The sequence below is a fragment of the Paraoerskovia sediminicola genome (assembly GCF_030296575.1).
GTDB classification, from domain to species: Bacteria; Actinomycetota; Actinomycetes; order Actinomycetales; family Cellulomonadaceae; genus Paraoerskovia; species Paraoerskovia sediminicola.
In genome coordinates this window covers 2,488,770-2,514,956 of record NZ_AP027729.1, presented here as the reverse complement: position 1 = coordinate 2,514,956, position 26,187 = coordinate 2,488,770, and the positions used below count along the sequence as shown (strand labels likewise).

23 protein-coding genes, 3 tRNA genes and 2 pseudogenes are annotated in these 26,187 nt (G+C 72.6%); 11 read left to right on the top strand and 17 right to left on the bottom strand.

Features of this window, described 5'->3' with window-relative positions; translation table 11 throughout:
- Window positions 1-100: 100 nt before the first annotated feature.
- The 4 genes from QUE47_RS11610 to QUE47_RS11595 form a co-directional block, all read right to left on the bottom strand.
- Complete coding sequence (locus QUE47_RS11610) at window positions 101-1,336, bottom strand: Dyp-type peroxidase (protein ID WP_286217416.1); 1,236 nt, start codon at window positions 1,334-1,336, stop codon at window positions 101-103.
- Window positions 1,333-2,025, bottom strand: a complete 693-nt coding sequence (locus tag QUE47_RS11605; RefSeq protein ID WP_286217415.1) for a copper chaperone PCu(A)C — start codon at window positions 2,023-2,025, stop codon at window positions 1,333-1,335. The genes QUE47_RS11610 and QUE47_RS11605 overlap by 4 nt, the downstream gene beginning before the upstream one ends.
- A gap of 187 nt (window positions 2,026-2,212) precedes the next feature.
- A complete protein-coding gene (locus QUE47_RS11600; protein ID WP_286217414.1) occupies window positions 2,213-2,713 on the bottom strand; it encodes a hypothetical protein in 501 nt (166 codons plus the stop codon).
- Entirely contained in the window at window positions 2,698-2,844 is a 147-nt protein-coding gene (locus QUE47_RS11595) for a hypothetical protein (protein WP_286217413.1), read from the bottom strand. The genes QUE47_RS11600 and QUE47_RS11595 overlap by 16 nt, the downstream gene beginning before the upstream one ends.
- Before the next feature lie 52 nt (window positions 2,845-2,896).
- Here QUE47_RS11595 and QUE47_RS11590 point away from each other — a divergent pair, with 52 nt between their 5' ends.
- Window positions 2,897-3,751 (top strand): LLM class flavin-dependent oxidoreductase, encoded by an 855-nt coding sequence (locus QUE47_RS11590; RefSeq protein WP_286217412.1) that lies wholly within the window; start codon window positions 2,897-2,899, stop codon window positions 3,749-3,751.
- 104 nt (window positions 3,752-3,855) lie between these two features.
- Here QUE47_RS11590 and leuD read toward each other — a convergent pair whose 3' ends face one another.
- Window positions 3,856-4,491: a 3-isopropylmalate dehydratase small subunit gene (gene leuD / locus QUE47_RS11585; RefSeq protein ID WP_286217411.1), complete on the bottom strand. Its 636-nt coding sequence runs from the start codon at window positions 4,489-4,491 to the stop codon at window positions 3,856-3,858.
- 107 nt (window positions 4,492-4,598) lie between these two features.
- A complete protein-coding gene (leuC, locus tag QUE47_RS11580) occupies window positions 4,599-6,080 on the bottom strand; it encodes a 3-isopropylmalate dehydratase large subunit (protein WP_286217410.1) in 1,482 nt (493 codons plus the stop codon).
- A gap of 165 nt (window positions 6,081-6,245) precedes the next feature.
- Here leuC and QUE47_RS11575 point away from each other — a divergent pair, with 165 nt between their 5' ends.
- The 3 genes from QUE47_RS11575 (at window position 6,246) to QUE47_RS11565 (ending at window position 8,191) form a co-directional block, all read left to right on the top strand.
- Window positions 6,246-6,965 carry an IclR family transcriptional regulator gene (locus QUE47_RS11575; protein ID WP_286217409.1) on the top strand — a complete coding sequence of 240 codons (720 nt, stop codon included), beginning with the start codon at window positions 6,246-6,248 and terminating at the stop codon, window positions 6,963-6,965.
- Between the two features lie 200 nt (window positions 6,966-7,165).
- On the top strand, window positions 7,166-7,333 hold the full coding sequence (locus QUE47_RS11570) for a hypothetical protein (RefSeq protein ID WP_286217408.1): 168 nt from the start codon (window positions 7,166-7,168) through the stop codon (window positions 7,331-7,333).
- Between the two features lie 174 nt (window positions 7,334-7,507).
- A complete protein-coding gene (locus tag QUE47_RS11565) occupies window positions 7,508-8,191 on the top strand; it encodes a PH domain-containing protein (protein WP_286217407.1) in 684 nt (227 codons plus the stop codon).
- A gap of 89 nt (window positions 8,192-8,280) precedes the next feature.
- Here the strand turns inward: QUE47_RS11565 and QUE47_RS11560 are convergent.
- From QUE47_RS11560 to QUE47_RS11545, 4 genes are all read right to left on the bottom strand, one after another.
- A tRNA-Glu gene (locus QUE47_RS11560) sits at window positions 8,281-8,356 on the bottom strand.
- 58 nt (window positions 8,357-8,414) lie between these two features.
- Window positions 8,415-8,487, bottom strand: a tRNA-Glu gene (locus tag QUE47_RS11555).
- Window positions 8,488-8,577: 90 nt separating this feature from the next.
- A tRNA-Gln gene (locus QUE47_RS11550) sits at window positions 8,578-8,649 on the bottom strand.
- Between the two features lie 221 nt (window positions 8,650-8,870).
- Window positions 8,871-9,791 (bottom strand): LysR family transcriptional regulator, encoded by a 921-nt coding sequence (locus QUE47_RS11545; RefSeq protein ID WP_286217406.1) that lies wholly within the window; start codon window positions 9,789-9,791, stop codon window positions 8,871-8,873.
- 86 nt (window positions 9,792-9,877) lie between these two features.
- Here QUE47_RS11545 and QUE47_RS11540 point away from each other — a divergent pair, with 86 nt between their 5' ends.
- Window positions 9,878-11,176 (top strand): YeiH family protein, encoded by a 1,299-nt coding sequence (locus QUE47_RS11540; protein WP_286217405.1) that lies wholly within the window; start codon window positions 9,878-9,880, stop codon window positions 11,174-11,176.
- 120 nt (window positions 11,177-11,296) lie between these two features.
- On the opposite strand, the gene QUE47_RS11535 is transcribed toward QUE47_RS11540, so the two are convergent.
- A complete protein-coding gene (locus QUE47_RS11535; protein ID WP_286217404.1) occupies window positions 11,297-12,265 on the bottom strand; it encodes an aldo/keto reductase in 969 nt (322 codons plus the stop codon).
- Window positions 12,266-12,498: 233 nt separating this feature from the next.
- On the opposite strand from QUE47_RS11535, the pseudogene QUE47_RS11530 reads away from it, so the two are divergent.
- The 3 genes and pseudogenes from QUE47_RS11530 to QUE47_RS11520 all read left to right on the top strand — a co-directional run.
- Window positions 12,499-13,685, top strand: a pseudogene (locus QUE47_RS11530) (cellulase N-terminal Ig-like domain-containing protein); the annotation flags it as partial.
- 39 nt (window positions 13,686-13,724) lie between these two features.
- Window positions 13,725-15,674 (top strand): glycoside hydrolase family 9 protein, encoded by a 1,950-nt coding sequence (locus QUE47_RS11525; RefSeq protein WP_350227749.1) that lies wholly within the window; start codon window positions 13,725-13,727, stop codon window positions 15,672-15,674.
- 114 nt (window positions 15,675-15,788) lie between these two features.
- The gene (locus QUE47_RS11520; protein ID WP_286217402.1) at window positions 15,789-16,520 is read left to right on the top strand and encodes a rhomboid-like protein; all 732 of its coding nucleotides are present in this window, start codon (window positions 15,789-15,791) and stop codon (window positions 16,518-16,520) included.
- Window positions 16,521-16,773: 253 nt separating this feature from the next.
- Here the strand turns inward: QUE47_RS11520 and QUE47_RS16930 are convergent.
- From QUE47_RS16930 to QUE47_RS11500, 4 genes and pseudogenes are all read right to left on the bottom strand, one after another.
- Window positions 16,774-17,262, bottom strand: a pseudogene (locus QUE47_RS16930) (HAD family hydrolase); the annotation flags it as partial.
- Window positions 17,259-18,755, bottom strand: coding sequence for a glutamate--tRNA ligase (gltX, locus tag QUE47_RS11510; protein WP_286217401.1), 1,497 nt, complete (start codon window positions 18,753-18,755; stop codon window positions 17,259-17,261). The gene gltX and the pseudogene QUE47_RS16930, both read right to left, overlap by 4 nt.
- Window positions 18,756-18,823: 68 nt before the next feature.
- A complete protein-coding gene (locus QUE47_RS11505; RefSeq protein ID WP_286217400.1) occupies window positions 18,824-19,606 on the bottom strand; it encodes a fumarylacetoacetate hydrolase family protein in 783 nt (260 codons plus the stop codon).
- Between the two features lie 47 nt (window positions 19,607-19,653).
- Window positions 19,654-20,523, bottom strand: a complete 870-nt coding sequence (locus QUE47_RS11500; RefSeq protein WP_286217399.1) for a methyltransferase domain-containing protein — start codon at window positions 20,521-20,523, stop codon at window positions 19,654-19,656.
- A 318-nt stretch (window positions 20,524-20,841) separates the two neighbouring features.
- Here QUE47_RS11500 and QUE47_RS11495 point away from each other — a divergent pair, with 318 nt between their 5' ends.
- The 3 genes from QUE47_RS11495 to QUE47_RS11485 all read left to right on the top strand — a co-directional run bounded on the left by QUE47_RS11495 (window position 20,842) and on the right by QUE47_RS11485 (window position 23,013).
- Window positions 20,842-21,141 (top strand): hypothetical protein, encoded by a 300-nt coding sequence (locus tag QUE47_RS11495; protein ID WP_286217398.1) that lies wholly within the window; start codon window positions 20,842-20,844, stop codon window positions 21,139-21,141.
- Between the two features lie 131 nt (window positions 21,142-21,272).
- Entirely contained in the window at window positions 21,273-22,073 is an 801-nt protein-coding gene (locus tag QUE47_RS11490) for a DUF418 domain-containing protein (RefSeq protein ID WP_286217397.1), read from the top strand.
- Entirely contained in the window at window positions 22,051-23,013 is a 963-nt protein-coding gene (locus tag QUE47_RS11485; RefSeq protein WP_286217396.1) for a LacI family DNA-binding transcriptional regulator, read from the top strand. The genes QUE47_RS11490 and QUE47_RS11485 overlap by 23 nt, the downstream gene beginning before the upstream one ends.
- Before the next feature lie 130 nt (window positions 23,014-23,143).
- Here the strand turns inward: QUE47_RS11485 and QUE47_RS11480 are convergent, their stop codons facing one another.
- The gene (locus QUE47_RS11480) at window positions 23,144-25,069 is read right to left on the bottom strand and encodes a pectate lyase-like domain-containing protein (RefSeq protein WP_286217395.1); all 1,926 of its coding nucleotides are present in this window, start codon (window positions 25,067-25,069) and stop codon (window positions 23,144-23,146) included.
- A gap of 154 nt (window positions 25,070-25,223) precedes the next feature.
- Window positions 25,224-25,805 carry an outer membrane protein assembly factor BamB family protein gene (locus QUE47_RS11475; RefSeq protein WP_286217394.1) on the bottom strand — a complete coding sequence of 194 codons (582 nt, stop codon included), beginning with the start codon at window positions 25,803-25,805 and terminating at the stop codon, window positions 25,224-25,226.
- Window positions 25,806-26,187 lie beyond the last annotated feature (382 nt).

The window sequence follows — 26,187 nt, the reverse complement described above, 5'->3', positions numbered from 1 at the left end:
CTACGACCCCCGCCGGCCTCCCGCCGGCCTCCCGACGGACACCACCGGACCCCCGCCCGACTCACCCGCCCGACTCACCCGCCCGACTCACCCGCCCGACTCACCCGCCCAGGACCGACTGCCCCAGGATCTCGCCGCTCCCCGCCCCGGGCGGGACCCAGAAGACGGCGGAGCCCACCGGGGTCGTCCACTCGTTGAGGAGATCGAGCTCGTCGAGGCGCCGCTGCACGGGGACGAGCTGCGCCTCGACGTCCGCCTGGAACGTCACGAAGACCAGTCCCGAGTCGGAGACGGCGCCGCCCGAGGGCGCGTCGTCGTAGTTGTAGCCGCGCCGCAGGAACCGCTGCGCCCGGTCGTCGGTCCGGGCCCGCCGCACGTGCGCGAACGGCGCGACGACGGTCAGCCCGTGCTCGTCCTCGGCCTCGAGGTCCACCTCGTCGTGCTCGGTGCCGCCCGTGAGGGGCGCGCCGGTGTCGAGTCGTCGCCCGACGGCCTTCTCCCGCCCGTCCCGGTCCAGCTCGTCCCAGGTGTCGAGGTTCATGGCGATACGCCGCACGACCATCGATGTGCTGCCGTCCTCGCGCCAGATCAGGTTCGCGTCGACGTCCAGGTGCGGGTTCGCGGTCCCGTCCACCTGACCCATGAGGTTGCGCATCGTCGTGCCGGACGGCGTGGTCCCGACCGCTCGCCGGAACCCGCGCTGGACCCAGCGCACCTCCGCGAACGAGCGCGCGTCCTTGGCGAGCAGCCGGACGGCGTGGGCCACCGTCAGCGGGTCGTCCGCGCACACCTGCAGGACGAGGTCGCCACCGGACCACCGGTCCTCGAGGCGGTCGATGCCGAACGGCGGCAGAGCCGCCGGCCACGACACCGACGCCTCGTCGACCCCGGCCGCGGCGAGCGCCGCCGGGCCGAACCCCACGGTGACGGTGAGCCGTGCGGGGACGGCGGCCAGCTCGGCCTCCGTGTCCGCCAGAGGCGCTCGACCTGACGTCAGCCGCTCGATGTCGTCCGTCCAGATCCGCATGAGCCGCACGAGCGCGGCCCGGTCGACGTCACCCGCCAGGTCGAGCGCCACGAAGGCGGCGCTCGCCTGGGGCGGGGTCGCGACCCCTGCCTGGCGCGTGCCACGGAACCCCTCCGTGGCACGACCCACGGCGTCGTCGGGCGCGGTCGGGGCACCTGGAGCCCCTCCGGCCGTCGCCCCTCCACCCGGTACCGGCCCGCCCGCCGCCTCGACGAGCTCGCGCCCGCCGAGGGCCAGGGCGGCGCCGCCGAGCGCGGCGGCACCACCCTGGAGGAAGGACCGGCGGTCCAGTCCTCGGCGTCCGGTCACGAGTGGTCGTGCCCGTCGTCACCGTGCTCGTCGTACGACTCGTTCGCTCCCGAGTATGTGCGGGCCGGAGCCTCGACGTCGAGGGTCGAGCCGTCCTCGAGCGTGAGGGTGACCTCGATCGGGTCGCCCGCCAGGATCGGGTCGGTGACGCCCATGACCATGACGTGGTCGCCTCCTGGCTCCAGTACGTGCTCGCCACCGGCCGGGACGACGAAGCCGCCCTCCTTCTCCTGCATGGTCATCGCCCCGTCGTCGCCCTCGGCCATCTCGTGGAGCTCGGCCGTGGACCCGGCCGTCGTGGTCGCCGAGACCACGACGAGGTCCGCGTCGGACGAGTTCTCCAGGGTGCCGAACGCCGCCGTCATGCCCTCGTCGACGGCCTTGACCCAGGGGTCGGTCATGGTCAGCGCGTCGGCCTCAGCCGACCCGTCCGACTCGGTCGACCCGGCCGAGGACGAGGACCCGGTGGACGCAGGAGGCGATGCGGCAGCGCCGTCGTCGGACGCGCACCCCGCGAGGACGAGCGTGAGGGACGCGGCGGCGACCCCGACCAGGAGGCTCCGGGGCGCCCGCGGGGCCCGGCCGGACGTCTCGGACGGGACCGTCGCGCTCGACGGGTCGGCGCTCGGGCGGTGGTCGAGAGAGTCGGTCCGGGTGCTGGTACGGGTGATGGTTCGGGTGTTGGACATGGTGCTCCTTGGGTACTGGGGCGCCCACGCACCCGCCGCCCGGCGACAGGCAGGGCAGGGCGGTGCGCAGACGGATCGCGAGAGGGGGCCCGGGACTTCCCGGGCCGTCCGGGAACTCCCGGGGTGGCGTGCGGCGGGTCGACAGAGGCGGCACCGGGCGAGGCACGCCCGGTCTCGGCCTGTGCGGTCAGACCGCGAGCAGCGCCCCGGGCGGCCCTCGGGCAGGGAGCGGCGTCGTGCACGTCCGGGGGCGCGGCGTGGCCTCACGTGTGATCGCGACCTGGCGGGCGCTCGGCACGGGACGAGGGACCGCGGGCAGCCTCAGGACCACGGAGCGCACCCAGTGCGCCGCGGCGCGGGCGGCGCGCTCACCGCGCGCGACCAGGACCGCAGCGACCGCGCTCGCCAGGAGGTGGAGTACGAGCATCGTGCTGCCGACGGCGTGCGTCGCCACGTCGCTCGTGGCACCGCCGCCGACCACGTCGCTGACCTGGCTCGCGAGCGCAGCCCCGTGCAGGTGCTCGTGGTGCGCGGCCGGTCCCGGTCCGGCGGCCGCGTGACCCGAGAGAGTGCCGAAGGCCTGGTGCAGCGCGAGCTGCATGCCGGCCATCACCGGGACGAGCACCACGACCTTCGGTGTCGTCCGCGCCAGGACCGACGACGCGAGGAAGGTCAGTGCCGCGAGCACGGCGAGCACGAGGGGCGCGGGGACCGACCCCCGGCGGCGACGTGAGCGCCTCCGGCGGTGAGCAGCACGATCGTGGCGACCACCGCGGCGCGCGCCAGGCGCAGCGCTCCCGTGCCTCCCGACGCCTCCACGTCCCGCACCTTATGTGCCGACACGACGTCGGGTCACGCCTACGGTGGTGTGATGAAGTTCGGAGTCGTAGGGAGCACGGGCACGGCGGCGCAGGCCGTCGACCTCGCCGTCACCGCCGAGGAGAGCGGGTGGGACGGCTACTTCACCTGGGACGGCATCAGCGTCGGCCCGCTCGACACCTGGGACCCGTGGGCCGTGCTCGCGGCGGCCGCCGTGCGGACCGAGCGGATCACGCTCGGCGCGATGGTCTTCGCGCTGCCCCGGCGCCGGCCGTGGGTCGTCGCGCGCCAGGCGCTGACGGTCGACCACCTCTCGGGCGGCCGGCTCGTGCTCCCCGTCGGCATCGGCGCGGTGGACGACGCGGCGTTCCGCGGGGTGGTCGGCGAGGCGACGACGGCACGGGAGCGCGCGGAGCGCCTGGACGACGCGCTCGCCGTCCTCGACCTCGCGGCGACCGGAGAGACGTTCTCGTACCGCGGCCACCACCTCGAGGTGTCGGACATGACGATCCTGCCGCGGCCGGTGCAGCGGCCCCGCGTGCCGGTGTGGGTCGTCGGTGCGTTCCCGTCGGAGCGGTCGATGGGCCGCGCGGCCCGGTGGGACGGCGTCGTCGTCCAGCTCCGCGGGGACCGCGCGATGGACACCCCGACACCGGACGACGTGGCGCAGATCTGCGCGTGGGTCGCCGAGCACCGGGAACGGCGGGAGGGCGCCGGCCCGTTCGAGGTCGTCGTGCAGGGTGTCCTCCCCGACGCCCCCGCCGACGCGAGCGCCCTGTGCCGCGAGCTGTCGGACGCCGGGGCGACCTGGTGGGTCGAGTCCCGCTGGGACCACGGTGACCTCGGACCCCGAGAAGCGTTCGACGCGCTCGAGGCCCGCACGCGGCAGGGCCCGCCCCTGCAGTAGCAGGAGCGGGCCCTGGGGCCGAGCCCGGGTCCGGGTCCAGCCGCCGCCGACCACCGTGGCGACGGCGCTCACGAAGGTGAGCGCCGCCGTCCGGCACGATCGGTTCAGACGGGTCGCGCGGCCTCGATGTCGACCGGAGGCAGGTGCTTCGCGGGCAGCGTCTTCGGGCGCCAGGCAGCGCGGTCCTGCTCGAAGGCGGTGATCTCCTCCTCGTGCTGGAGGGTGAGACCGATGTCGTCCAGACCCTCCATGAGGCGCCAGCGCGTGTAGTCGTCGACGTGGAACCGCACGGTGACGTCGTCGGCGGTCGCGGTGCGCTCGACCAGGTTCACCGTCACCTCGGTGCCCGGCTTGTTCTCGAGCACCTTCCACAGGAGCTCGATGTCCTCCTGGGCGACCTGGCCCGCGAGGAGACCCTGCTTGCCCGAGTTGCCCCGGAAGATGTCCGCGAAGCGGGACGCGAGGACCACGCGGAACCCGTAGTCCTTGAGCGCCCAGACGGCGTGCTCGCGCGACGAGCCCGTACCGAAGTCAGGACCGGCGACGAGCACCGTCCCCGACCGGTACGCGTCCTGGTTGAGGACGAACGACGAGTCCCCGCGCCAGGCGGCGAAGAGCGCGTCCTCGAAGCCCGTCCGCGTGACCCGCTTGAGGTAGACGGCCGGGATGATCTGGTCGGTGTCGACGTTGCTGCGCCGCAGCGGGACTCCGACGCCCGTGTGGGTGGTGAACTTCTCCATGGTGGTGCTCCAGTCCGGGTGTGCGATCGACGATGCTGTTCGCTGATGCTGGGGTGCTGCGCGGGTGCTCGGGTTCCGGTAGCGGCGCCCGGACCGGCGTGCTCCGGTCAGACCTGCAGCATCACGTTCGGGTCGAGCGGGGCGAGGGGCGAGCCGTCGAACGAGGTGATGTCGACGTCGTCCGGCAGGTCGAGGTCGGACAGCGACGAGAGTGTCCCGCGGATCGCCGTCGCCGCGGCGACGAGCGGCGACACGAGGTGGGTGCGCCCGCCCTTGCCCTGGCGGCCCTCGAAGTTGCGGTTCGACGTCGACGCCGAGCGCTCACCCGGGGCGAGCTGGTCAGGGTTCATGCCGAGGCACATCGAGCAGCCCGCGTTGCGCCACTCCGCCCCGAAGTCGAGGAAGATCTTGTCGAGACCCTCGGCCTCCGCCTGCAGGCGCACGCGCGCCGACGCCGGCACGACGAGGACCCGGAGGGAGTCCGCCTTCTTCTTGCCCCGGACGACCTTCGCGACGGACCGCAGGTCCTCGATGCGACCGTTCGTGCAGGAGCCGATGAACACGGTGTCGATCGCGACCGAGCGCAGCGGGGCGCCCGCGGTCAGGCCCATGTAGCGGATCGCGTTCTCGGCGGCGACCCGCTCGTTCTCGTCCGCGATGTCCTCGGGGACCGGCACGTCCGCCGACAGGGGCAGGCCCTGGCCGGGGTTGGTGCCCCAGGTGACGAACGGCTCGAGGTCGTCCGCCTCGAGGACGACCTCGGTGTCGAACTCAGCGTCGTCGTCGCTGCGCAGCGTCTTCCAGTACTCGACGGCTGCGTCCCAGTCGGCGCCCTCAGGAGCGTGCGGGCGGCCCTTGATGTACTCGAACGTCGTCTCGTCGGGGGCGATCATGCCTGCGCGCGCCCCGGCCTCGATCGACATGTTGCAGATGGTCATGCGGGCTTCCATCGACAGCTTGCGGATCGCCTCGCCGCGGTACTCGAGCACGTAGCCCTGGCCGCCACCGGTGCCGATCTTCGCGATGATCGCCAGGATGATGTCCTTCGACGTCGTCCCCGGGGGCAGGTCGCCGTTCACGGTGATCGCCATCGTGCGGAACGGCGCGAGGGGCAGCGTCTGCGTGGCCATGACGTGCTCGACCTCGGACGTGCCGATGCCGAACGCGAGCCCGCCGAACGCGCCGTGCGTCGACGTGTGCGAGTCGCCGCACACGACGGTGAGGCCGGGCATCGTCAGGCCGAGCTGCGGGCCGACCTGGTGGACGATCCCCTGGTCGGCGTCGCCGAGCGAGTGGATCCGGACGCCGAACTCCGCCGCGTTGTTGCGCAGCGTGTCGATCTGCGTGCGGCTCGTGAGGTCCGCGATCGGCTGGTCGATGTCCAGCGTCGGCGTGTTGTGGTCCTCGGTCGCGATCGTGAGGTCCGGCCGGCGCAGTCGGCGGCCGGCGAGGCGGAGACCCTCGAACGCCTGCGGGCTGGTGACCTCGTGGATGAGGTGCAGGTCGATGTACAGCAGGTCGGGCGCACCGTCGCTCCCCCGGCGCACGAGGTGCGCGTCCCAGACCTTCTCCGCCAGAGTCCCGGCCATGATGCTCCCTTTCCGTTTCCGTGCTGCCCGTGCGCTGTGCGGGACGGCTCCGGCGAGCCGTGACGACCGTGGGTGCGCCCGAGGTTCTGCGTGCGTGCCGACGACACGCGGTGGATTTTCGAGTCCAGACTTGCATCTCACGAGGCGAGACGCCAATATCGTCCTATGGACAATACTAGCGGAGTCGGCGTCCTGGACAAGGCAGCGTCCGTCCTGGGCGCCCTGGAGTCCGGTCCCGCCACCCTCGCACAGCTCGTGACCTCGACCGGGCTCGCCCGCCCGACGGCACACCGCCTCGCGGTGGCGCTCGAGCACCACCGCATGGTCGCCCGCGACATGCAGGGCAGGTTCGTGCTCGGGCCGCGCCTCAACGAGCTTGCGACGGCCGCCGGCGAGGACCGCCTCCTGGCCGCCGCGAACCCCGTGCTGATGGCGCTGCGCGACCACACCGGCGAGAGCGCACAGCTCTACCGCCGCCAGGGCGACCACCGCATCTGCGTCGCCGCCGCCGAGCGTCCGGTCGGCCTGCGCGACTCGATCCCGGTCGGCGCCACCCTGTCGATGCAGGCAGGGTCGGCCGCACAGGTGCTCCTCGCCTGGGAGGAGCCCGACCGGCTGCACCGCGGGCTTCGCGAGGCCAAGTTCACCGCCACGATCCTCTCGGGTGTCCGACGACGCGGCTGGGCCCAGTCCGTCGGCGAGCGCGAGCTCGGGGTGGCGTCGGTCTCGGCCCCGGTGCGCGGCCCGTCCGGCCGCGTCGTGGCCGCCGTGTCGATCTCCGGCCCGGTCGAGCGCCTCACCCGCCAGCCCGGTCGGCTCCACTCCGGCTCGCTGGTGGCCGCGGCCAACCGGCTCTCCGAGGTGCTGCGCCGCGCCGGCGAGTGACCTGCGGCTCGATCGAGCCACCTGGAGGGGCACATGCGCCCGTTCCCGCCTGCGTACGGACCCCGAGCGCCGTGGCGCGCCTGCGCCACATCCGCCACCGGACGTGCAAACGTTGCACCGATGTCCGTCCAGCACCGGTCACGACAGGTCCTGCCCGGCGGGTCGCCTGACCGATCGACCGAGCGAACGAAGGAGTGACCGTGCCCGGCAAGGTGAAGATGTTGCTGATGTGGCTGATCATCGCGTTCCTCGTGTACGCGGTGATCAACAGCCCGGACCAGTCGGCCAACCTCTTGCAGACCATCTGGAACGTCATCACGCAGGCGTTCAGCAGCATCGGTCAGTTCTTCTCGTCGCTGCTCGACTGACGGCTCGACAGGCGCCGCAACCATGACCGACCGTCTCCCCCGGAACCGGGCGGTGCGCAAGTACGTCCTCGGCAACGAACGTCTCGTCTTCGAGGCACGACGCCACTGGGCGTCCGTCCTCGAGCCGGTCGCGAGCGCGATCGGCGCGACGATCCTCGTCGCCTACCTCCACTCGTGGCTCCTGACCACGTCCGCCGAGGAGCGGGCTTCGTCTGGTTCCTCGCGATCCCGCTCGCCGCACGCGCCGTGTGGCGGCTGGTCCACTGGCGCGTCGAGTGGTTCGTCGCGACGGACAAGAGGATCCTTCTCGTCTACTCGCTCTTCATCGACCGGGTGTCGATGATGCCGGTCCGCAAGGTCACCGACATGGTCTTCGACCGGTCGTTCGGCGGCCAGATCCTGGGCTACGGGGAGTTCGTCTTCGAGTCGGCCGGCCAGGACCAGGCGCTGCACAAGATCAAGTACGTCGACCACCCGCAGGAGACGTACGAGGCCCTGGGCGAGACCCTGTTCGGCAGCAGCAAGGGCCCGGACAAGTCCGACGAGGAGCTCGACGACGCGATGATGGCCGAGGCATCGCCCCCGGCCGCACCCCAGGCTGCACCCCAGGCTGCACCCCCGGTAGACCCGCCGGCCGTATGGACGTCGACCGGGAGCTCCTCGGGGCGCGCCGGGTCCACGTGGCCCGAGGAGTCGACGGGCAGTCCTGCGGGTCGGCCGGCAGACCGACGGGCGGACGTCTGGTCCGGGCCGTCGTCGGCGGGCACGCAGCCCGTCCGCATCGACCCCGACGCCGCGAGCCCGGGACCCGTGCCGCCACCACCCCCGGCGTTCCCGCCGACGCGTCCCCGCCGCTGAGCACCCCACACGGGCAGAGTGTGAAACGCAAGAGAGGGCCGGACCTTGTGGTCCGACCCTCGTGCGCGACACCTGCGATGCAGGTGAGCTGGTACCCCCAACGGGATTTGAACCCGTGTTACCGCCGTGAGAGGGCGGCGTCCTAGGCCGCTAGACGATGGGGGCCTATGACCGACGACCCGAGAGCCGCCGCCGACGATCACGATCCTGCTGTGACCGCTCGTACCCCCAACGGGATTTGAACCCGTGTTACCGCCGTGAGAGGGCGGCGTCCTAGGCCGCTAGACGATGGGGGCCTATGACCGACGACCCGAGAGCCGCCGTTCCGTAAAACTAGAGATCTGGCGCGTCGCGTCCGGAGCCGGACCCGCTGCAACGTCACTCTGCTGGGGTACCAGGACTCGAACCTAGACTAACTGGACCAGAACCAGTCGTGCTGCCAATTACACCATACCCCACGGAAATAAACCCCCGGCCTCACGAACGTCTGCATCGTGCGACAGACACTCGAAACCGGGAGCCGTACCGAGCGAGAACATTACCGGGTCGACGCCTCACGACCAAATGCGTGAGCGCCTCTGTGACGACCGCCACGACGTGACCGACGAGCGGCCGGTGCCTCCCCCGAGACGAGCGGCCGGCGCCTCCCCCGAGATGCGACCGGCGCGCGACCCGCGCGTCAGCCCGCACCGGCGACCGCGGCGATCCGTCGCACGGCGGCCGGGAGCGACGACCCGTCCTTCCACACCGCGCGCAGCGACCGCTGCAGGTCGATCCCGGGGACCGGGACCCGGACGAGCGCGCCCGCAGCGACGGCGTCCGCCACCGCGAGCCCCGAGACGACGGCGACGGCCCCCGAGTGCCGGACCGCGGTGACCAGCGCCGCCGTGGACCCGAGGTACGGCAGGTGCCCGGGGAGCTTCTCCCCCGCCGCCTCGAGCGCCCGCTCGAGGATCTCGCGGGTCCCGGACCCCCGCTCGCGCACGACCAGCCCGCCCGCCAGCAGCTGGGGCACCGTGACCTGGCGCCGACGCGCCCACGGATGGCCCGCTGCGACCACCACCACCAGCTCGTCGTCGGCGATCTTCCGGCTGCGCAGACCCGGGCGGACCCTGCTCGACTCCACGAAGCCGAGCGCCACGTCCTCGGCGAGCACGAGGTCCATGACACCGGCCGAGTTGCGGACGACGAGCTCGACGTCCTGCGGTGCGGACGGGTCGGCCGCCAGCGCGGTGATCCATCGCGGGGCCAGATGCTCGGCGATGGTCAGGCTCGCCGCGACCCGGATCCGCGCGGTCGGCGCGCCCTGGAGGGCGCTGACGCTCCGCTCGAACCGGTCGGATGCGTCGACGACCTCCCGCGCCCACGCCGCCGCGGCCCGACCGTCCGGCGTGAGCGTGGCGCCGCGCGTGGACCGCGCGAGGAGCTCGACCCCGAGGCGACGCTCGAGCCGGCGCAACGATGCCGAGGCCGTGGGCTGGGAGATCGCGAGCGAGCGTGCGGCAGCGCTGATGGACCCGTGCGAACCGGCGGCGACCAGGATCTCCAGCGCGGCCAACCCCGTGCGCTCCCCGCGTCGCTCCTCGAACCCGTCCGTCATAGCCTCGCTCCAGTCATAGCCTCACCCTATGGCTCGGTTCGGTGTTCGGCCTTCCGGCAGTCCGCGCAGCGCCTGAGGCTGGGGCCATGACGCAGTACAGCCCACCGACCGCGACCGCAGACCCGACCCGAGACCCCGCGCCCGAGGCGACGACCGTCGTCCGCCCGTCGCCTCGCGAAGGCTCCCCGACCTCTGCGGGCACCTGGCGTCGTCGGGCCCCGGGGCTGCTCGTCGTCGCGATCGCGACGGCCGGCACGCTGCTCCTCGGGGGCCTCGTCCCGACCGTGTCGCCCCTCGTGCTGGCCCTCGCGCTCGGTGCCGTCGTCGGGTCGGTGCTCGGCGCCCGCTCCGAGCCGTCCGGCCGTCGCGGCCATGTCCTCGCGGCGACGCGCGCGGGGACGGACTGGACCGCGTCGCGCGTGCTCCGTGCCGCCGTCGTCCTGCTCGGACTGCAGCTGTCGATCCCCCAGGTCCTCGCGCTGGGCTGGCAGGGGATCCTGGTCGTCGTGACGAGCGTCGTCGTGACGTTCAGCGCGACCCTCGCTCTCGGGCGCGTGCTGAAGGTCGACCGCATCACGACCCTGCTGGTCGCGACCGGGTTCTCGATCTGCGGTGCGGCAGCGATCTCCGCGATGAAGGGCGTCGTGGACGACGGGGCCGACCCGGGCGACACCGTCGAGGCGCGCGAGGCGCGGCGCGCGCGGGACGACGCCCTCGCCGCCGCGCTCGCCCTCGTGACGATCTACGGCTCCCTCGCGGTGGTGGTCGTCCCTTGGCTCGCGGGCCTGATGGCGATGGACGACCACCAGGCGGGCCTGTGGATCGGCGCGAGCACCCAGGAGGTCGCGCAGGTCGTCGCGGCGGCCGGCACGATCTCGACCGTCGCGCTCGCCACCGCGACGGTCGCGAAGCTCGCGCGCGTCGCGCTCCTCGCACCGCTCGTCGCCGGGGCGGGCATCGTCTCCGCACGTCGGGCCCGCGCGGCCGGCGCACGAGCCGCCGATGCCGGCGCTGGTGGTCCCGCCGCGGCCACCGACGTCGTGACGACCGGGAGCGCGACCCACACCGCGTCGTCCGACAGCCACCGCAGCCACGGCACGACCGGCGCGCCCGCAGGCGGACGACGGACCTCGCCGGTCCCGCTCTTCGTCGTCGGCTTCGTGCTGGCCGTGCTGCTGCGCAGCACCGGGATCCTGCCGGACGCCGTCCTCGACGTCGCCAAGACCCTCACCACGGTCCTCTTCGTGGGGTCCATGTTCGCCATGGGCCTCGGCGTGGACCTGCCGCACCTGGTGCGGACGGGCCGGCGAACCCTCGTGCTCGGGGCGCTGTCGTGGCTCGTGATCCTCGCGGTCTCGCTGGCGGGGGTGCTGCTGCTCGTCTAGGTCGGGACGTCGTCCGACAACCCGTTCACCCGCCGAACCGGCGACTACGGGGTGCCGAACCGGTGATCTCGTGCCGTCCCGGGCTCGGGATCGCACCGGATCACCGGTTCGGCACGGGGGTCAGTGGCCGGTGACGATGTCCTTGGCCACCCGCAGGCCCCCGACCGGGTCGTAGAGCGCGGAGGCGTCGTCGAGGGCCGCGATCTCGTCCGGGGAGAGGTCCAGCTCGGCGGCGGCGACGTTCTTCTCGAGCTGCTCGACGCTGGACGCGCCCGGGATCGCCACCACGTTGGGGTGCGAGACCACCCACGCCAGCGCCACCTGGGACGACGCCGCACCGTGGGCGTCGGCGACGTCGCGCAGCACCCGGAGCAGCGGCCGCGCCCGCTCGAGGTTCTCGAGCGTGTACAGCGGGTTGTAGCGGCGGACGCCGTTGCGCGGCCGGTTCTGGGCGTCGAACTTCCCGGAGAGCAACCCCTGGGCGAGCGGGCTGTACGCGATGACGACGCGGTCGTTCTGCTGCGCGAACGGGATCAGGTCGTCCTCCGGGCCGCGCCGCACGAGGCTGTACTGCACCTGGTTCGACAGGACCGGCGCGCCGAGCGCCTCGTCCGCCTTCTTCCAGCGCTCCAGCGAGTAGTTGCTGACGCCGACGTCACCGACCAGGCCGGTGCGCTGCAACGAGGCCATGCCGGGCATGGTCGACGAGTCCCGCACGACCGGGTTCGGCTGGTGCACCTGGTAGAGGTCCATCGTGCGCACACCGAGGCGGTCGGCGCTGGCGACGCCGCGCTGCTGCGTCACGGAGCCGGTCGGCCACACCGGGAAGATCTTGGAGGCGACGTACGCCTCCTCGCGCCGGTCCCCCAGCGCCTCCCCGAGGATCCGCTCGCTCTTGCCGAACCCGTACATCTCGGCGGTGTCGAACAGCGTGACCCCGAGGTCGAGCGCGCGGTGGACGATCTCGCGCGCCTGCCCGGTCGCGTACTCGTCGCCGTAGCCCCACTCCTTCGAGCCGAACTGCCACGTGCCGACCCCGATCTTCGAGATCTTTCGGCCGGTCGCGGTCGTGGTGTCGAGATAGCGCACGTGGAGGTCCTCCTGCGGTAGGGGTCGTGGTGCCGAGGTGTCGAGTGGTCCAACGATGCGCGGACGCGAGAATTCCCGCACGCGGGGCCCCGCAGCCCTCGCAGCGCCCTTGCTCACGAGCCCCGTCGGGCCGCGGCTACGCGCGTCAGATCTGTTGCGTGGCACGGCCGCGGTGCTAGGTTCGAGCGAGCGGAAGCGCTCCCACACCACCTTCGCGAAGCGTCACCAGGAGTGTGGGAGCGCTTCCACAGCCTCAAGGACGAGGCACTCGGTCAACGACGACAGAGAGGCACGACGTGTTACGACGACGACTCGCACGCGCAGGGATCTGCGCGCTCACCGCTTCAGCCCTGATAGCCGCATCGGCAGTACCGGCCTCCGCAGACATCGTCAACGGCGGGTTCGACGACGGCACCGGTCCGTGGTGGTCGACCGGCAACCTCCCGGTCGACGTCGTGGACGGAGCCCTCTGTGGAGACGTCCCGGCGGGGACCACCAACCCCTGGGACGCGATCATCGGCCAGGACGGCCTCGACCTGCCCGCCGGCGACTACGTGTTCTCCTTCTCCGCGAGCGGGACCGGACCGGTCAAGGGGCTCGTCCAGGACCCGGTCTCCTATGCCGAGTCCGTCGCGACGACCCTCCCGACGGCGGGCGGCGAGGACGGCGCATGGCAGGACCACGAGATCGGCTTCACCGTCGCCGAGGACACCGAGGACCTCCAGCTCGCCTTCCAGGTCGGCGGAGCCGCCGAGGCGTGGACCTTCTGCGTCGACGACGTCTCCGTCGCCCCGGCCGCGGTCGAGCTCCTGGCCAACACCTCGTTCGACGACGGCACGGACCCGTGGTTCGCGTCCGGAGTCACGGGCTCGACCCTCACCGATGGCGTCTGGTGCCTCGACGTGCCCGGGGGCACCAGCAACCCGTGGGACGTGATCGTCGGTCACAACGACCTCACGCTGCCGCCGGGCGACTACACCCTCGCCTTCACGGCCTCCGGAGGCGGACCCACGCGCGCGATCGTCGGCGAGAACGGCGGCTCGTACGCCGTGTCGACCGAGATCCTCGCGGCCACCGTCGACGGCTCGTACACCAGCGGCTTCACCGTCGAGGAGGAGATCGGCAACCGCCAGGTGGCGTTCCAGATCGGCGGTTCGAGCACGCCGTGGACGTTCTGCCTCGACGAGGTCTCCCTCCTGGGCGGCTCCGCGCTGCCCGCGTACGAACCCGACACCGGACCTCGGGTCCGCGTCAACCAGGTGGGGTACCTCACCGACGGCCCCAAGGGCGCGACGCTCGTGACCGACGCGACCGACCCCTGCCCTGGACCCTGCTGGCGCAGGACGGGACGACCACGGCCACCGGTGAGACCACCCCGGCAGGTGACGACGCGTCGTCCGGCCTCACGGTCCACACGATCGACCTGACCGACCAGACGACGCCGGGCACGTACACGCTCGTGGCGGACGGCGAGACGAGCCATCCGTTCGAGATCGGCACCGACGCGTACGACCAGCTGCGTCTCGACGCGCTGAACTACTTCTACCTGGCACGGTCGGGGATCGAGATCGACGCAGCGATCGTGGGCGACGAGTTCGCCCGAGCGGCCGGCCACGTGAGCGAGGCCGGCGGATCCGCGACGAACCAGGGCGACGTCGCCGTCCCCTGCCAGCCCGCCGACGACCCGGCCCAGCCCTACGAGACGCCGTGGACCTGCGACTACACGCTCGACGTGACGGGCGGCTGGTACGACGCGGGAGACCACGGCAAGTACGTGGTCAACGGCGGCATCGCCACGGCGCAGCTGCTCCAGACGTACGAGCGGACCAAGAGCGCGTCGTCCGCCGACCGGGGCGCGCTCGCCGACGGCACGCTCGACGTCCCCGAGGTCGACAACGGGGTCCCGGACGTTCTCGACGAGGCGCGCTGGGAGCTCGAGTTCATGCAGTCGATGATGGTCCCGGACGGCGAGCCGCTCGCCGGGATGGTGCACCACAAGATCCACGACTACGGCTGGACCGGGCTCCCGCTCGCACCGGCCGACGATCCGAAGGTCCGGTACCTGCACCGGCCGTCGACCGCGGCGACGCTCAACCTCGCCGCCTCGGCCGCCCAAGGCGCGCGCCTGTTCGCCCCGTACGACGCGGACTACGCGGCCGAGCTGCTCGTCGACGCCCGCACCGCCTGGGACGCGGCGCTCGCGACACCGGACCTCTACGCCCCGGCGGCCGACGGGAACGACGGCGGAGGCCCCTACAACGACGACGACGTCAGCGACGAGTTCTACTGGGCCGCCGCCGAGCTCTACATCACCACCGGTGAGGACGGGTTCTCCGACTACCTCGACGCGCACGCCGACGAGGCCACGGAGGCCATCGGCCCGGCCGGGTTCAGCTGGGACTCGACGGGTGCCCTGGCCGTCATGGACCTCGCGAACGTCCCGAACGACTACCCCGGGAGGGCCGACGTCCGACAGGCGCTCCTCGACGGGGCGGACGAGATCGCGGCGGTCCAGCAGGCCCAGTCCTTCGGCATGGCCTATGCCGGCGCCGACGACGGCACGTTCGTCTGGGGATCGAACAGCCAGGTCCTCAACAACATGGTCGTCCTGGGAGCGGCCTACGACGCGAGCGGCGACCGGTCACACCTGGACGCACTGCTCGAGAGCGCCGACTACCTGTTCGGCAGGAACGCGCTCAACCTCTCGTACGTGACGGGATACGGTGACGTGTACTCCGAGAACCAGCACAGCCGATGGTTCGCCGCGCAGGTCAACGCCGAGCTGCCACACCCGCCCCCGGGCTCCGTGGCCGGTGGGCCCAACTCCGACCGCGGCACGTGGGACCCGGTGATCTCGAGCCTCTACCCGGACGGCTGCAAACCCCAGTTCTGCTACGTCGACGACATCGGGTCGTGGTCGACGAACGAGATCACGGTGAACTGGAACTCCGCGCTCTCCTGGGTCGCGTCGTTCCTCGCCGACCAGTCGGTCGTCCAGGCCGCCGCGCCGCAGGCTCCCGTCTGCGAGGTCGAGCACATCCGCCACGGCACCTGGCCCGGCGGGTTCAACACGCAGATCTGGCTGCGCAACGTGTCCGACCACACGCTGGCGTGGGACGACCTCACCTGGTCGTGGACCGCAGACCAGACCGTCACCCGCCAGGCGTGGAGCGCGGACTGGAGCCAGCAGGCCGCCGACGTCACCGCGTCCAGCCTGTCGTGGAACGACGAGATCCGGAGCGGCAAGCGCGTGACCGTCGGGTTCGTCGGCAACCCGGGCGCCTTCGCCGACGCGGCACCCGAGCAGTTCTGGCTCGACGGCGCGCCGTGCGACACCGTGGAGAGCGCGCAGAAGGGCGCGGGGAAGGGAGCAGGGAAGGACAAGGCGAAGAGCTCGGGGAAGGGGTAGCGGGTCCCGCGATCCCGGGCCGCCGGCGCCTCCCGCGCCGGGCGTGCCCGGGATCGGCGGGAGTCGGCCGGGCAGGCGCAGGTGGCATCCAGCATCAGGTCGTACCGTGACCGCGTGAACCCTAGTGCTGGGCCCGCTGCGCCCACCCGACGTGTCGACCTGCGCGCCGTGCTCAGTGACGTCGGTCGCACGGTGGCGCGGGGATGGATCGCCATCGCCTACGCGGTCGTCGTCGTCGCGGTGGCCGTGGTGCTGTGGGCGCAGCCCACCGGGACGACGGACCAGTACCTGGAGCAGTTCAGCACCAACCTCGACAACCTGACGGAACGGCCGCTGTCGGTGCTCGTGTCGAGCGCGTTCGTCATCAGCACACCTGGGGAGCTGGTGCTCGTCGGGATGCTGCTGGTGACGCTCGCCTACCTGCAGCGGTACCTCGGCGTGCTGGGAGTCTTTCTCATCGGTGTCGCCGGTCATGTGGGCGCGACGCTCGTGGTGGCCCTCGGGCTGAGCGCGGGGATCTTCCACGGCTTCCTCCCCGAGTCGGTGGTCAGCGCGGAGGACGTCGGGGTCAGCTACGTCCTCGCCGCATCGATGGCGACGGCGGCCCTGTTCGTGCCCCGACCGTGGACGTGGCCCTACCTCGCGGCGACCTGGGCGTTCTTCCTGTTCCCGGTCGTCGCCGGGGTGACGTTCACCAGCGTCGGGCACACGACCGCTCTGCTCGTCGGCACGTGCATCGCGGTCCTCGGGACCCGGTTCGTGCGCGCCGACCGGGCCGGTCGGCTCCCGGAGCGGAGCGGCGTCGGGCGATCCCTCGGTCGACTAGCGACGGACGAGCGCCGGTAGCTCGTCCAGCGACGCGATGACGTGGACGCCCGAGGCGCGCGCCGAGCGCGGGTCCTCGGGGTGCGCTCCCCGCGGCGCCGGCCCGGCCGGTCGAGCCAGATACCGACGAGCCCGGCGTCGCGAGCGCCTCGTGCGTCGACGTCGAGCTCGTCGCCCACGTAGGCCGTACGGGCCGGGTCGGACCCGAGCCGGCGGCACCCTCGAGGAAGATGCGGCGATCGGGTTTGCCGACGCCGAACGTGTCCAGGGCGGCCAGGACGGGGACAAGGTCCGCGAGGCCGGCCGCCGCGAGCTTGCGCTCCTGCTGGGCCGTCGGCGCATTGGTCACGGCGCCCACGGCCGCGCCGGCGTCGAGCAGCTCGCGCACCGCCGCGAGCGCGTCGTCGTGCGCCCACCAGGACGCCTCGAACGTGCCCCAGAACAGCGCCTGCCACGGCGCGTACGACGCGTCGTCGAGCACCGGTCCGCCGAACGCCGCGTGCAGCTCGTTGGCGCGGCGCATCCGCTGCGTCTCGACCCCGATCTCGCCGCGCGTGTAGGCGCGGTAGTGCCCGCCGGCGTCCGCCCGCCACGTGGCGAGGACCTCGGGACGTCGATCGTCGGCGAGGTGCGGCAGGTACTCGTCGATCACCGCGTCGAGGGCAGCGGCGAACCCGGCCCTGGTGTCGACGAGGGTGTCGTCGACGTCCAGCAGGACGGCGTCGAGCGCGAGCGCTCCGGAGCCGGGTACGGCGTCCGTCACAGGGTGGCGCGCAGCGACGCGAGCCGCGCCAACGTCGACTCCTTGCCGAGCAGCTCCATCGACTCGAACAGCGGCGGCGAGACGCGGCGGCCGCTGACCGCGACGCGCAGGGGCGTGAACGCGAACCGGGGCTTGATGCCCATGCCCTCCACGACGGCGGCGCTGAGCGCGGCCTGGATCGGCTCGGCCGTGAAGTCGTCGAGTCCGCCGAGCACGGTCGTCGCGGCGTCCACGACGTCCGCCGCCTCGTCGCGCAGCGCCTTGCGGGCGTCGTCCTCGATCACGAGCGCGTCGTCAGCGGTGAAGAGGAACCCGAGCATGCCGGTCGCCTCGCCGAGCAGCGTCATGCGCTCCTGGACGAGCGGCGCGGCGGCCGTCAGCACCTCCTGGGTGCGTGTGTCGAGGTCCGCGAACGCGTCGGCCGGGACGAACCCGCCCGCGTGCAGGTACGGCACCAGCCGGTCGCGGAAGTCCTCGGGCGCCAGACGACGCACGTGCGTCGCGTTGATCGCCTCGGCCTTCTTGAGGTCGAACCGCGCGGGGTTCGGCAGCACGTCGTGCACGTCGAACGCCTCGACGAGCTCGGTGACCGAGAAGATGTCGTGGTCGGGCGAGATGGACCAGCCGAGGAGCGCGAGGTAGTTGAGCAGGCCCTCGGGCGTGAAGCCGCGCTCGCGGTGCAGGAACAGGTTGGACTCGGGGTCGCGCTTGGAGAGCTTCTTGTTGCCCTCCCCCATGACGTAGGGCAGGTGGCCGAACTCGGGCATCACGCTCGCGACGCCGATCTCGAGCAGCGCGCGGTAGAGCACGACCTGACGTGGGGTCGACGAGAGCAGGTCCTCGCCGCGCAGCACGTGCGTGATGCCCATGAGCGCGTCGTCGACCGGGTTGACCAGCGTGTACAGCGGCTTGCCGTTGGCCCGGACGATGACGAAGTCGGGCACCGAGCCGGCCTTGAAGGTGATCTCCCCGCGCACGACGTCGTCGAACGTGACGTCCTCGTCGGGCATCCGCATGCGTAGCACGGGCTCGCGGCCCTCGGCCCGGTAGGCGGCCTTCTGCTCGTCGGTCAGGTCTCGGTCGAACCCGTCGTACCCCTGGGTCTTGATGCCGGCCGCCGCGTTGCGCGCCGCCGTCTCCTCGGGGGTCGTGAACGACTCGTAGGCGTAGCCGCCCTCGACGAGCCGGCGCACGACGTCGTCGTACAGGTCGGAGCGCTGCGACTGGCGGTACGGCTCGTGCGGTCCACCGACCTCGACGCCCTCGTCCCAGTCGAGGCCGAGCCAGCGCAGCGCGTCGAGGAGCTGCTGGTAGCTCTCCTCGGAGTCGCGGGCCGCGTCGGTGTCCTCGATGCGGAACACGAAGGTCCCGCCAGTGTGCCGGGCGTACGCCCAGTTGAACAGCGCCGTGCGGATCAGCCCGACGTGCGGCGTCCCGGTCGGGGACGGGCAGAAGCGGACACGGACAGGCTGGGTACCGGGAGCGGGGATCACGCCCGGCAGTCTATCGACGTCGGCCGGGGTGGCCGACCCGTAGGCGCTGCACCAGGACGGCAACCGCGTCAGCTGCGGCGGAACACCGGGTTCGCCAGGGTCCCGAGTCCCTCGACCTCGCACTCGACGCGGTCGCCGTGGACGATGGGGCCGACCCCGGCGGGGGTGCCGGTGAGGATCACGTCGCCGGGGAGCAGCGTGAACGACTCCGAGATGTACGACACGAGGTACGCGACGTCGAACACCATGTCGCGCGTGCGACCGTCCTGCCGGGTCTCGCCGTTGACGCGCGAGCCGATGCCGGCGTCCTCCGGGTCGAAGTCGGTGTCGATCCACGGACCGAGCGGGCACGAGGAGTCGAAGCCCTTGGCGCGCGCCCACTGGCCGTCGGTACGCTGGGCGTCGCGCGCCGTCACGTCGTTCGCGACGGTGTACCCGAGGACGTAGTGGAGCGCGTGCTCGGGGGTGACGTCCTTGGCCATCCGGCCGATGACGACGGCGAGCTCGGCCTCGTAGCTGACCTCCTGCGAGAAGTCGGGCAGCACGATCGGGTCGTCCGGCCCGATCACGGAGGTGTTCGGCTTGAGGAAGAGCAGCGGGCTGGTCGGGACCTCGTTGCCCATCTCCTTGGCGTGGTCCACGTAGTTGCGACCGACACCGATCACCTTGGAGCGCGGGATCACGGGGGCGAGGAGCCGGACGCCGTCGCCCAGCTCGACGCGCTCGCCCGTGGGCCGCGCCGGCATGCTCAGGGGGTCGCCGCTGAGGACGGCCAGGTAGGTCGAGCCCGCCTCCTCCTGGACGAAGGCGTAGCGGGGGTCGTCTCCGGTGGTGAATCTCGCGATGCGCACGGACTCACCCTACCGACCGAGGTGCGGGACGCCGTCCGGCACCCGGGTCAGACGCGCGCCAGGGTCTCGCCGTGCAGGACGGCGAACCAGCCGCCGGGCTCCTCGGCCCAGCGCAGCCACTCCTGCGCGAGCTGCTCGAGCGCGACGTCGTCCGCGAGCGCCGACTCCTTGGCCTGGACGGCGAAGTTCGACGCGATGCAGCGCTCGGCCCACAGCCCGCCCCACCACTGGCGGTCGGCGGGGGTGGAGTAGCACCACACCCCGGCGGACGGCGTGATCGCCTCGGGCGCGAACCCGGACTGCTCGACCCACGAGAGGAGGCGGCGGCCCGCGTCGGCCTCGAATCCGTAGGCGCGCGTGACCTCGTGGTACAGCTCGTTCCATTCGGAGAGACCGTCGGAGGCCGGGTACCAGGTCATCGCGGCGTAGTCGGACTCGCGGTTCGCGACCAGCCCGCCGGGGCGGGTCACGCGGCGCATCTCGCGCAGGGCCGCGATCGGGTCGGACAGGTGCTGGAGCACCTGGTGCGCGAACACGACGTCGAACGACCCGTCGTCGAACGGCAGCTCGTAGGCGTTGGCCTGACGGAACTCGACGTTGTCGACGCCCTTGGCCGTCGCGTTCTCCCGGGCGCTGGCGAGCGCCTTCTCGGAGGCGTCGACGCCGATCACCGTGGCCGGCGCGACCCGGCTCGCGAGGTCCGCGGTGAGCGTCCCGGGGCCGCAGCCCACGTCGAGGACCGTCGTGCCCGGTGCGAGGTGCGGCAGCAGGAACGTCGCGGAGTTCTCAGCCGTGCGCCACCGGTGGGAGCGCAGCACGGACTCGTGGTGGCCGTGGGTGTACGACTCGGACTCGAGGGAGGGGGTGCTGCCACCGGGCCCGGTCGGGGCCTCGAACGGCTCGCTCGTCGCATTCATGCACCTACGGTATTGCGGCGGGGTCCCGGTCACGGGTCGGTTCTCACATCATGGTCCGCGAATGTGCGAGGCCTGGCGGGCCGACGGTCGCCGAACGGTCGTCGTCGGTCGCCGAACCGGTCCTCGTCGGTCGCCGAACCGGTGGTTCTAGCCGCCGAACCGGTGGTTGTGTGTGATCCCGGGTCGTGGACCGCACGTGATCGCCGGTTCGGCAGACGACGGGTGGGCGGACGGCGGACGACGGGTGGGCGGACGGCGGACGGGCGGGCGGCGGCCGATCGTCGGGACCGCGCCCGCCTCGGGACGTAGTCTCGGGCGATGAGCACAGCCGACAGGGTCCTCGGCGGCCCCGGACGCCTCGTCGGCCTCGACGTGGCGCGCGGTCTGGCCGTGCTCGGCATGTTCGCCGCGCACGTGGGGGTCGTCGAGGGCGCGCGCGGGGCCGGCTGGCTGACGATCGCGGACGGCCGGTCGTCGATCCTGTTCGCGGTGGTCGCCGGCATCTCTATCGCCCTGGTCACCGGCGGGGCCGCTCCCCGGACGGCGTCCCGCTGCTCCAGGCGCGGGTCCGGCTGTTCGCGCGGGCAGCGGTCCTGCTGGCTCTGGCCGCGGCGCTGAACCTGCTCGACACCGGCGTCGCGATCATCCTCGCCTGCTACGGCGCCTACTTCGTCCTCGCGATCCTGTTCCTGCGGTGGCGCCCGTCCCGCGTCGCCGCCGTCGCGGTCGCCGTCGCCGTCGTGGGCCCGGTGCTCGCGTTCTGGGGCAGCGAGGCGATCGGCCATGTCGGGCTCCGCTACCCCTACGACGGGACCGGTGCCGTCACCGACTATCTCCTCACGGGCCACTACCCGGCGGTCGTGTGGATGGCGTACGTGCTGCTGGGCCTCGCCCTCGGCAGGCTGGGTCTGACGGCGCGGCGCACCCAGACGGCGCTCGTCGCCTGGGGCGCGGCGGCGGCGGTCGTCGGGTACGCGGCGTCCTTCGTCGCGACGGAGGCGCTCGGCGGCGCGTCGACCATCGCGTACACGTTCGAGTCGACGACGGTCGTCCGCCGCGGGGAGGTGCCGGACGGCGCCGCGTGGCCCGACCCGGCGTATCTCCTCCTCGCTGGCCCGCACACGGACACGTGGTTCGAGGTGCTCGGCTCGGGCGGATTCGCCGTGCTGGTCGTCGGTGGCGCGCTCCTCGCCACGCGCTCCCGGGCCGTCGCGCTCGTCCTGTCCCCGCTGGCGGCCGTCGGCGCGATGGCACTGACGGTCTACACGCTGCAGATCGTCGCGCTCTGGGTCGTCCGCGAGTGGTTCGGGCTCGACCTCGTGCGCAGCCCGACCTCGAACGAGGCTCTCGTCGTCATGACCCTGGCGTCGCTCGTGCTCGCCACGCTCTGGCGGGTCGCGCTCGGCAAGGGCCCGCTCGAACGGCTGGTGACCGGTGTCGCGGCACGTGCGGCGAGCGTGCCGGCCACCGAGCCCCACCCATCTGTCTCGGCACCCGACGCCCCGGACCCCACCGAGGAGGTGCCTCATGGCCGCCGTGACCAGCGCTGACGTCGCCCGCGCGGCAGGCGTCTCGCGGACGACCGTGAGCTACGTGCTCAACGACACGCCCGGCACGTCGATCACCGCCGAGACCCGCGAGCGGGTGCGGGACGCCGCCGCGCGCCTCGGCTACGCGCCGTCCGCCGCCGCGCGCACGCTGCGCCGCGGGCGGAGCGACCTCATCGTGTGCGTCCTGCCGGACTGGCCCACCGGTCCTGTCGTCGACACCCTCCTCGACCACCTCACCGACGTGCTGGCCGAGCGCGACCTCTTCGTCCTGGTCCACCACCACCGCGACTCGCGGGCGCTCGCCGAGCTCTGGCGCGCCGTCACCCCGCGCTGCGTCGTGGGCCTGTCCCCGTTCACGCGCGACGACATCACGGCGATGGAACAAGCCGGGATCCAGGTCGTCGGCGCTGAGCTCGACGCATCCGGCTTCGACGCCGGGCAGCGGTGGCTCGGACGGCTCCAGGCCCAGCGCCTCGTCGGGGCCGGCCACCGCCGGCTCGCCTACGGGACCAGCACGGACCACAGGCTCGACGGCTTCGCGGAGCAGCGGCTGCACGGGATGCAGCAGTGGTGCGAGGAGCACGGGCTCGCTCGTCCGGTCGCGGTCGCGGTCCCGACCGACGCGCCCGCGAGCGCCGTGGTCGGGCGCTGGCACGACGACGGCGTCACCGCCGTGGCCGCGTACAACGACGAGGTGGCGCTCGCCGTCCTCGCCGGTGCGCGCGAGGCCGGGCTCGCCGTCCCCGGCGAGCTCGCCGTGATCGGGGTGGACGACGTCCCCGCCTCCCGCCTCTCGACTCCCCCGCTGACGACGGTCGCGCAGCCGGTCGCAGCGCACTCCGAGCACCTGGCCAGGAGCGTGCTCGCGGCGCTCGACGGGACACCGGCACCGGCCGGGCTGGGCGACGAGGTGCGGGTCGTCGACCGCGGCACCGTCTGAGGCCGGGAGCGCGCGAGGGCCCCGGGCGGCGTGCTCGCCGCCCGGGGCGTTCTCACGACCGGCTCACGACCGGCTCAGCAGACCGAGCCCGGCCGGCCTGTCCGGGCCGACCGAGCGCAGTCCGACCGGCTCAGGGGGCCGGGTAGTCGACCACGTACTCCGGCGCACCGGACGTCGACGGCGGCACCGCGTCGCCGACGCCGTTGACCACGTGCTCGATCGTCCCCGCGCTGAGGTTGACGGTCATGATGTGGTGCAGGCGGACGCCCGGCGCCTCCGGCACCGTGAAGCCGTTCTCGGTGACGATCTCGGGGTTGTTCTGGTTGAAGACGTACACGCCGGCACCGAACAGGCTGTGCCGCTCGACGTCGTCCGCCACCTTGTACCCGGCCCAGCCCTGCGTGCCGTCGGGCTGGTTCCAGTCCTCCTGCGTGGGCGGGTCGTACGGGAGCTCGTTCTGGTAGAGGACCACGGTTCCGTCCTCGCCGTTCCAGATCGTGTTGTGCTCCTGGAAGTGCTCGACGAACAGGCCCGTCGCCGTGACCCGGTCGCCGTTGACGACGACGCCGTTGCGCCCCGTGTTGGTGGCCCACCGCTCCGTGTCCCCGTTGACGCCCTCGGTGAAGCCCTCGACGCCGTGGTCGCCGCGCCACACCCAGGTGTGGTCGATGAGCACGTCGTCGGAGTTGACCTCGAGCGCCACGTCCGTCTTTCCGATGTGCGGCCCGCCGACGCGGAAGTACACGTCCGAGAGCGTCACCGGGTTGGCGGCGTCCGACTTGTGGTTGTTGCCCTTCGCCTTGCCGACCCGCAGGAGCGCCGGCGACTCGACGCTGCCCGCGTCGATCGAGATGCCGGCGACGACGACGCCCGAGGTGTCCGCGACGGTGAGCGGCACGGCTCCGCCGACGGCGGTGAGCGTCGCGTGGCCGATGCCCAGGACGACGGTGTCGGCTCGCTTGACGTCGATGCTGCGGTCGATGTCGTAGACACCCGGCGTGAGGAGCAGGTTCTTGCCGCGCGCGAGCTCGTTGTTGATGGTCTGCACCGAGTCGCCGGGCTTCGCGATGTAGAAGTCCGCGATGGAGAGCGTGCGACCCTCGGTCGTCCCCTCGTCCCACGAGACGCCGCTCGTCTCGGTCTGCGCGGCCGGGACGCGGACGTTGTAGCGGCCCTGGTCGTCGACGAACAGGTACGGCTTCTCCCGGCTGACGGGGGTCGTCTCCAGCGTCGTGTACGGCTCGGTCGGGAACGCGGCCTCGGACGGCGCCCCCGTCACCCCCGAGAACACCTGGTTCCAGACCCCGTTGGACCAGCCGCCGCCGAGCACGCTGTTGCGCGTGAGCCACTGCTGCTGGGATCCGTTGACGAGGGTCGTGTCGAAGCGCGAGTCGGCGATGAAGCCGCCGCTCGCGTACTGGGGGCCGGCGGAGCAGTAGTCCATGAGCGACAGGGGCCCGCGGACGTCGAGACGGCGCATCGAGACCGCCTGGGACACGGCCCAGAAGTTGGTGGTGGCCTCGCAGCCGCCCTGGCCCGTCGTGTTCACGTCGAGCGCGAGGTTGGAGATCGTCCGCCAGAAGTTGACCAGGGCGATGCAGTTCGAGGTTCCGCCGTCGGCGAGGCAGCGGTTGCGTACCTCGATCGCGCCCTCGATCGTGACGTCGTCCGGTGCCTGGCCGAGCCCGGCGACCTCCGTGTAGTACCCGACGCCGAACTGCAGCGGGTCGGCCGCGGACCCGTAGGTCCCGGGCTCGAAGAGCACGGCGTAGCGGTCGGTGCTCATCTCGGCGTCGACCTGCTGCTCGTGCAGGGCGTCCATGGTCGCCTGGATCTCGGACTGCGGGGTCTCGGGCCCGAAGACCGTGACGTTCGGACCGAGGTCCGGGTCGGTCGGGTCGACCGTCTGGCGGGGCCCGGCCTGCGCGGCGGACGCCCCCGCGACGACGGTCATGATCGCGGCGACCGCTGCGACTCCGGCGACGCCTCGGGGCGCACGTGGCGATCCACGTCGCGGCCCGGACGGGCGCCGGAGCGAGGTTCCTGTGAGTGACATGCGATGTGAGTCCTCTCCGTTGAGGCGTCGGGGTGACTCGTGTCACCTCGACGGTCCGACTGTAGGGAACCTCGCCGCACCGCACAAGGGTCGTCTCACGAGCGCGCCGTGTCACAGGGCCGTCGCATCGGGCCCGACTCACCAGAGCGCCGGCTCAGCCGAGGCGTTCGACGCCGTCCAGCGACAGCCGGAGCAGGGAACCGCCCGCAGCGACGAAGATCGCGTCGTCCCCGTCGACGACGGTCGACCAGGCGGGCTTCCCGTCCCGGAGGTCGAGGGCGACGAGCCGGGTCCCCGGCTGGGCGCCCTCGGAGCTGCGCGGCACCTCGAGCAGGATCGCCCTGGTGCCGTCGGTGAAGGCCGTGGAGACCGCGAGCCGGTCCTCGGGACGCCGCCAGAGCTCTTGCCCGGTCGCCAGGTCGAGCGCGGCGATCCCGTCACCGTCCACGACGGCAACACCCGCGGCCTGGACGAGCACCTCCCCGACCCGCTCGTCGAGCGTCCACAGCGGGTTCCCGTCGACGTCGAACGCCCCGAACCGCGCCCCGTCGGCGACGAGCCTCGTCCGCGACGCGACGCCGTCCGACGCCGACGGAACCAGGAGCTCCCCGGGAACCTTCCACTCGGCGCCGCCACGGTCGTCGACGACCTCCTGCACGTCGGCGTCGGACGACGGGTCCCCCGTGACCCGCAAGAACGTCCCGTCCCCGAGCGGGGACACGAACGACGCGGGCACCTCCCCGTCGAGGCGCTCCCCTGTTGTCGTAAAGGTCGCGGCGACCCCGCACCCGTCGACACGGACCAGACCCCGGCCGCCGCGACGCCGATCCGATCGACGTCCGCCGTCGGCGCGTCCCCGCCGAGCCGGGCGCAGTCCCACGGGTCGTCCGGGCGGACGAAGTCGATGCGTCGCTCCCACCGCACGTCGCCCGTCGCCGCGTCCCGCGCCACGACCGTCCCGGCCCGTGCCGGCGGCAGCTTCAACGTGAAGTCGGCCTGCCAGCCGTAGGTCAGCGTCTGACCCTCGGTGACGGGCTCCCCGACCCGGCGCACCTCGAGGAGCAGCCCGTCGGGCCCGGGTGCGCGGTTCGTCGCGCCGTCGTCGTCCAGGTCGCGCC

Excerpts from the sequence above, each read along its gene's own strand:
- QUE47_RS11605 (WP_286217415.1), bottom strand. The coding sequence starts at position 2,025 with ATGTCCAACACCCGAACCATCACCCGTACCAGCACCCGGACCGACTCT.
- QUE47_RS11590 (WP_286217412.1), top strand. The coding sequence starts at position 2,897 with ATGAAGTTCGGAGTCGTAGGGAGCACGGGCACGGCGGCGCAGGCCGTC.
- leuD (WP_286217411.1), bottom strand. The coding sequence starts at position 4,491 with ATGGAGAAGTTCACCACCCACACGGGCGTCGGAGTCCCGCTGCGGCGC.
- leuC (WP_286217410.1), bottom strand. The coding sequence starts at position 6,080 with ATGGCCGGGACTCTGGCGGAGAAGGTCTGGGACGCGCACCTCGTGCGC.
- QUE47_RS11575 (WP_286217409.1), top strand. The coding sequence starts at position 6,246 with ATGGACAATACTAGCGGAGTCGGCGTCCTGGACAAGGCAGCGTCCGTC.
- QUE47_RS11545 (WP_286217406.1), bottom strand. The coding sequence starts at position 9,791 with ATGACGGACGGGTTCGAGGAGCGACGCGGGGAGCGCACGGGGTTGGCC.
- QUE47_RS11540 (WP_286217405.1), top strand. The coding sequence starts at position 9,878 with ATGACGCAGTACAGCCCACCGACCGCGACCGCAGACCCGACCCGAGAC.
- QUE47_RS11500 (WP_286217399.1), bottom strand. The coding sequence starts at position 20,523 with ATGAATGCGACGAGCGAGCCGTTCGAGGCCCCGACCGGGCCCGGTGGC.
- QUE47_RS11495 (WP_286217398.1), top strand. The coding sequence starts at position 20,842 with ATGAGCACAGCCGACAGGGTCCTCGGCGGCCCCGGACGCCTCGTCGGC.
- QUE47_RS11485 (WP_286217396.1), top strand. The coding sequence starts at position 22,051 with ATGGCCGCCGTGACCAGCGCTGACGTCGCCCGCGCGGCAGGCGTCTCG.
- QUE47_RS11480 (WP_286217395.1), bottom strand. The coding sequence starts at position 25,069 with ATGTCACTCACAGGAACCTCGCTCCGGCGCCCGTCCGGGCCGCGACGT.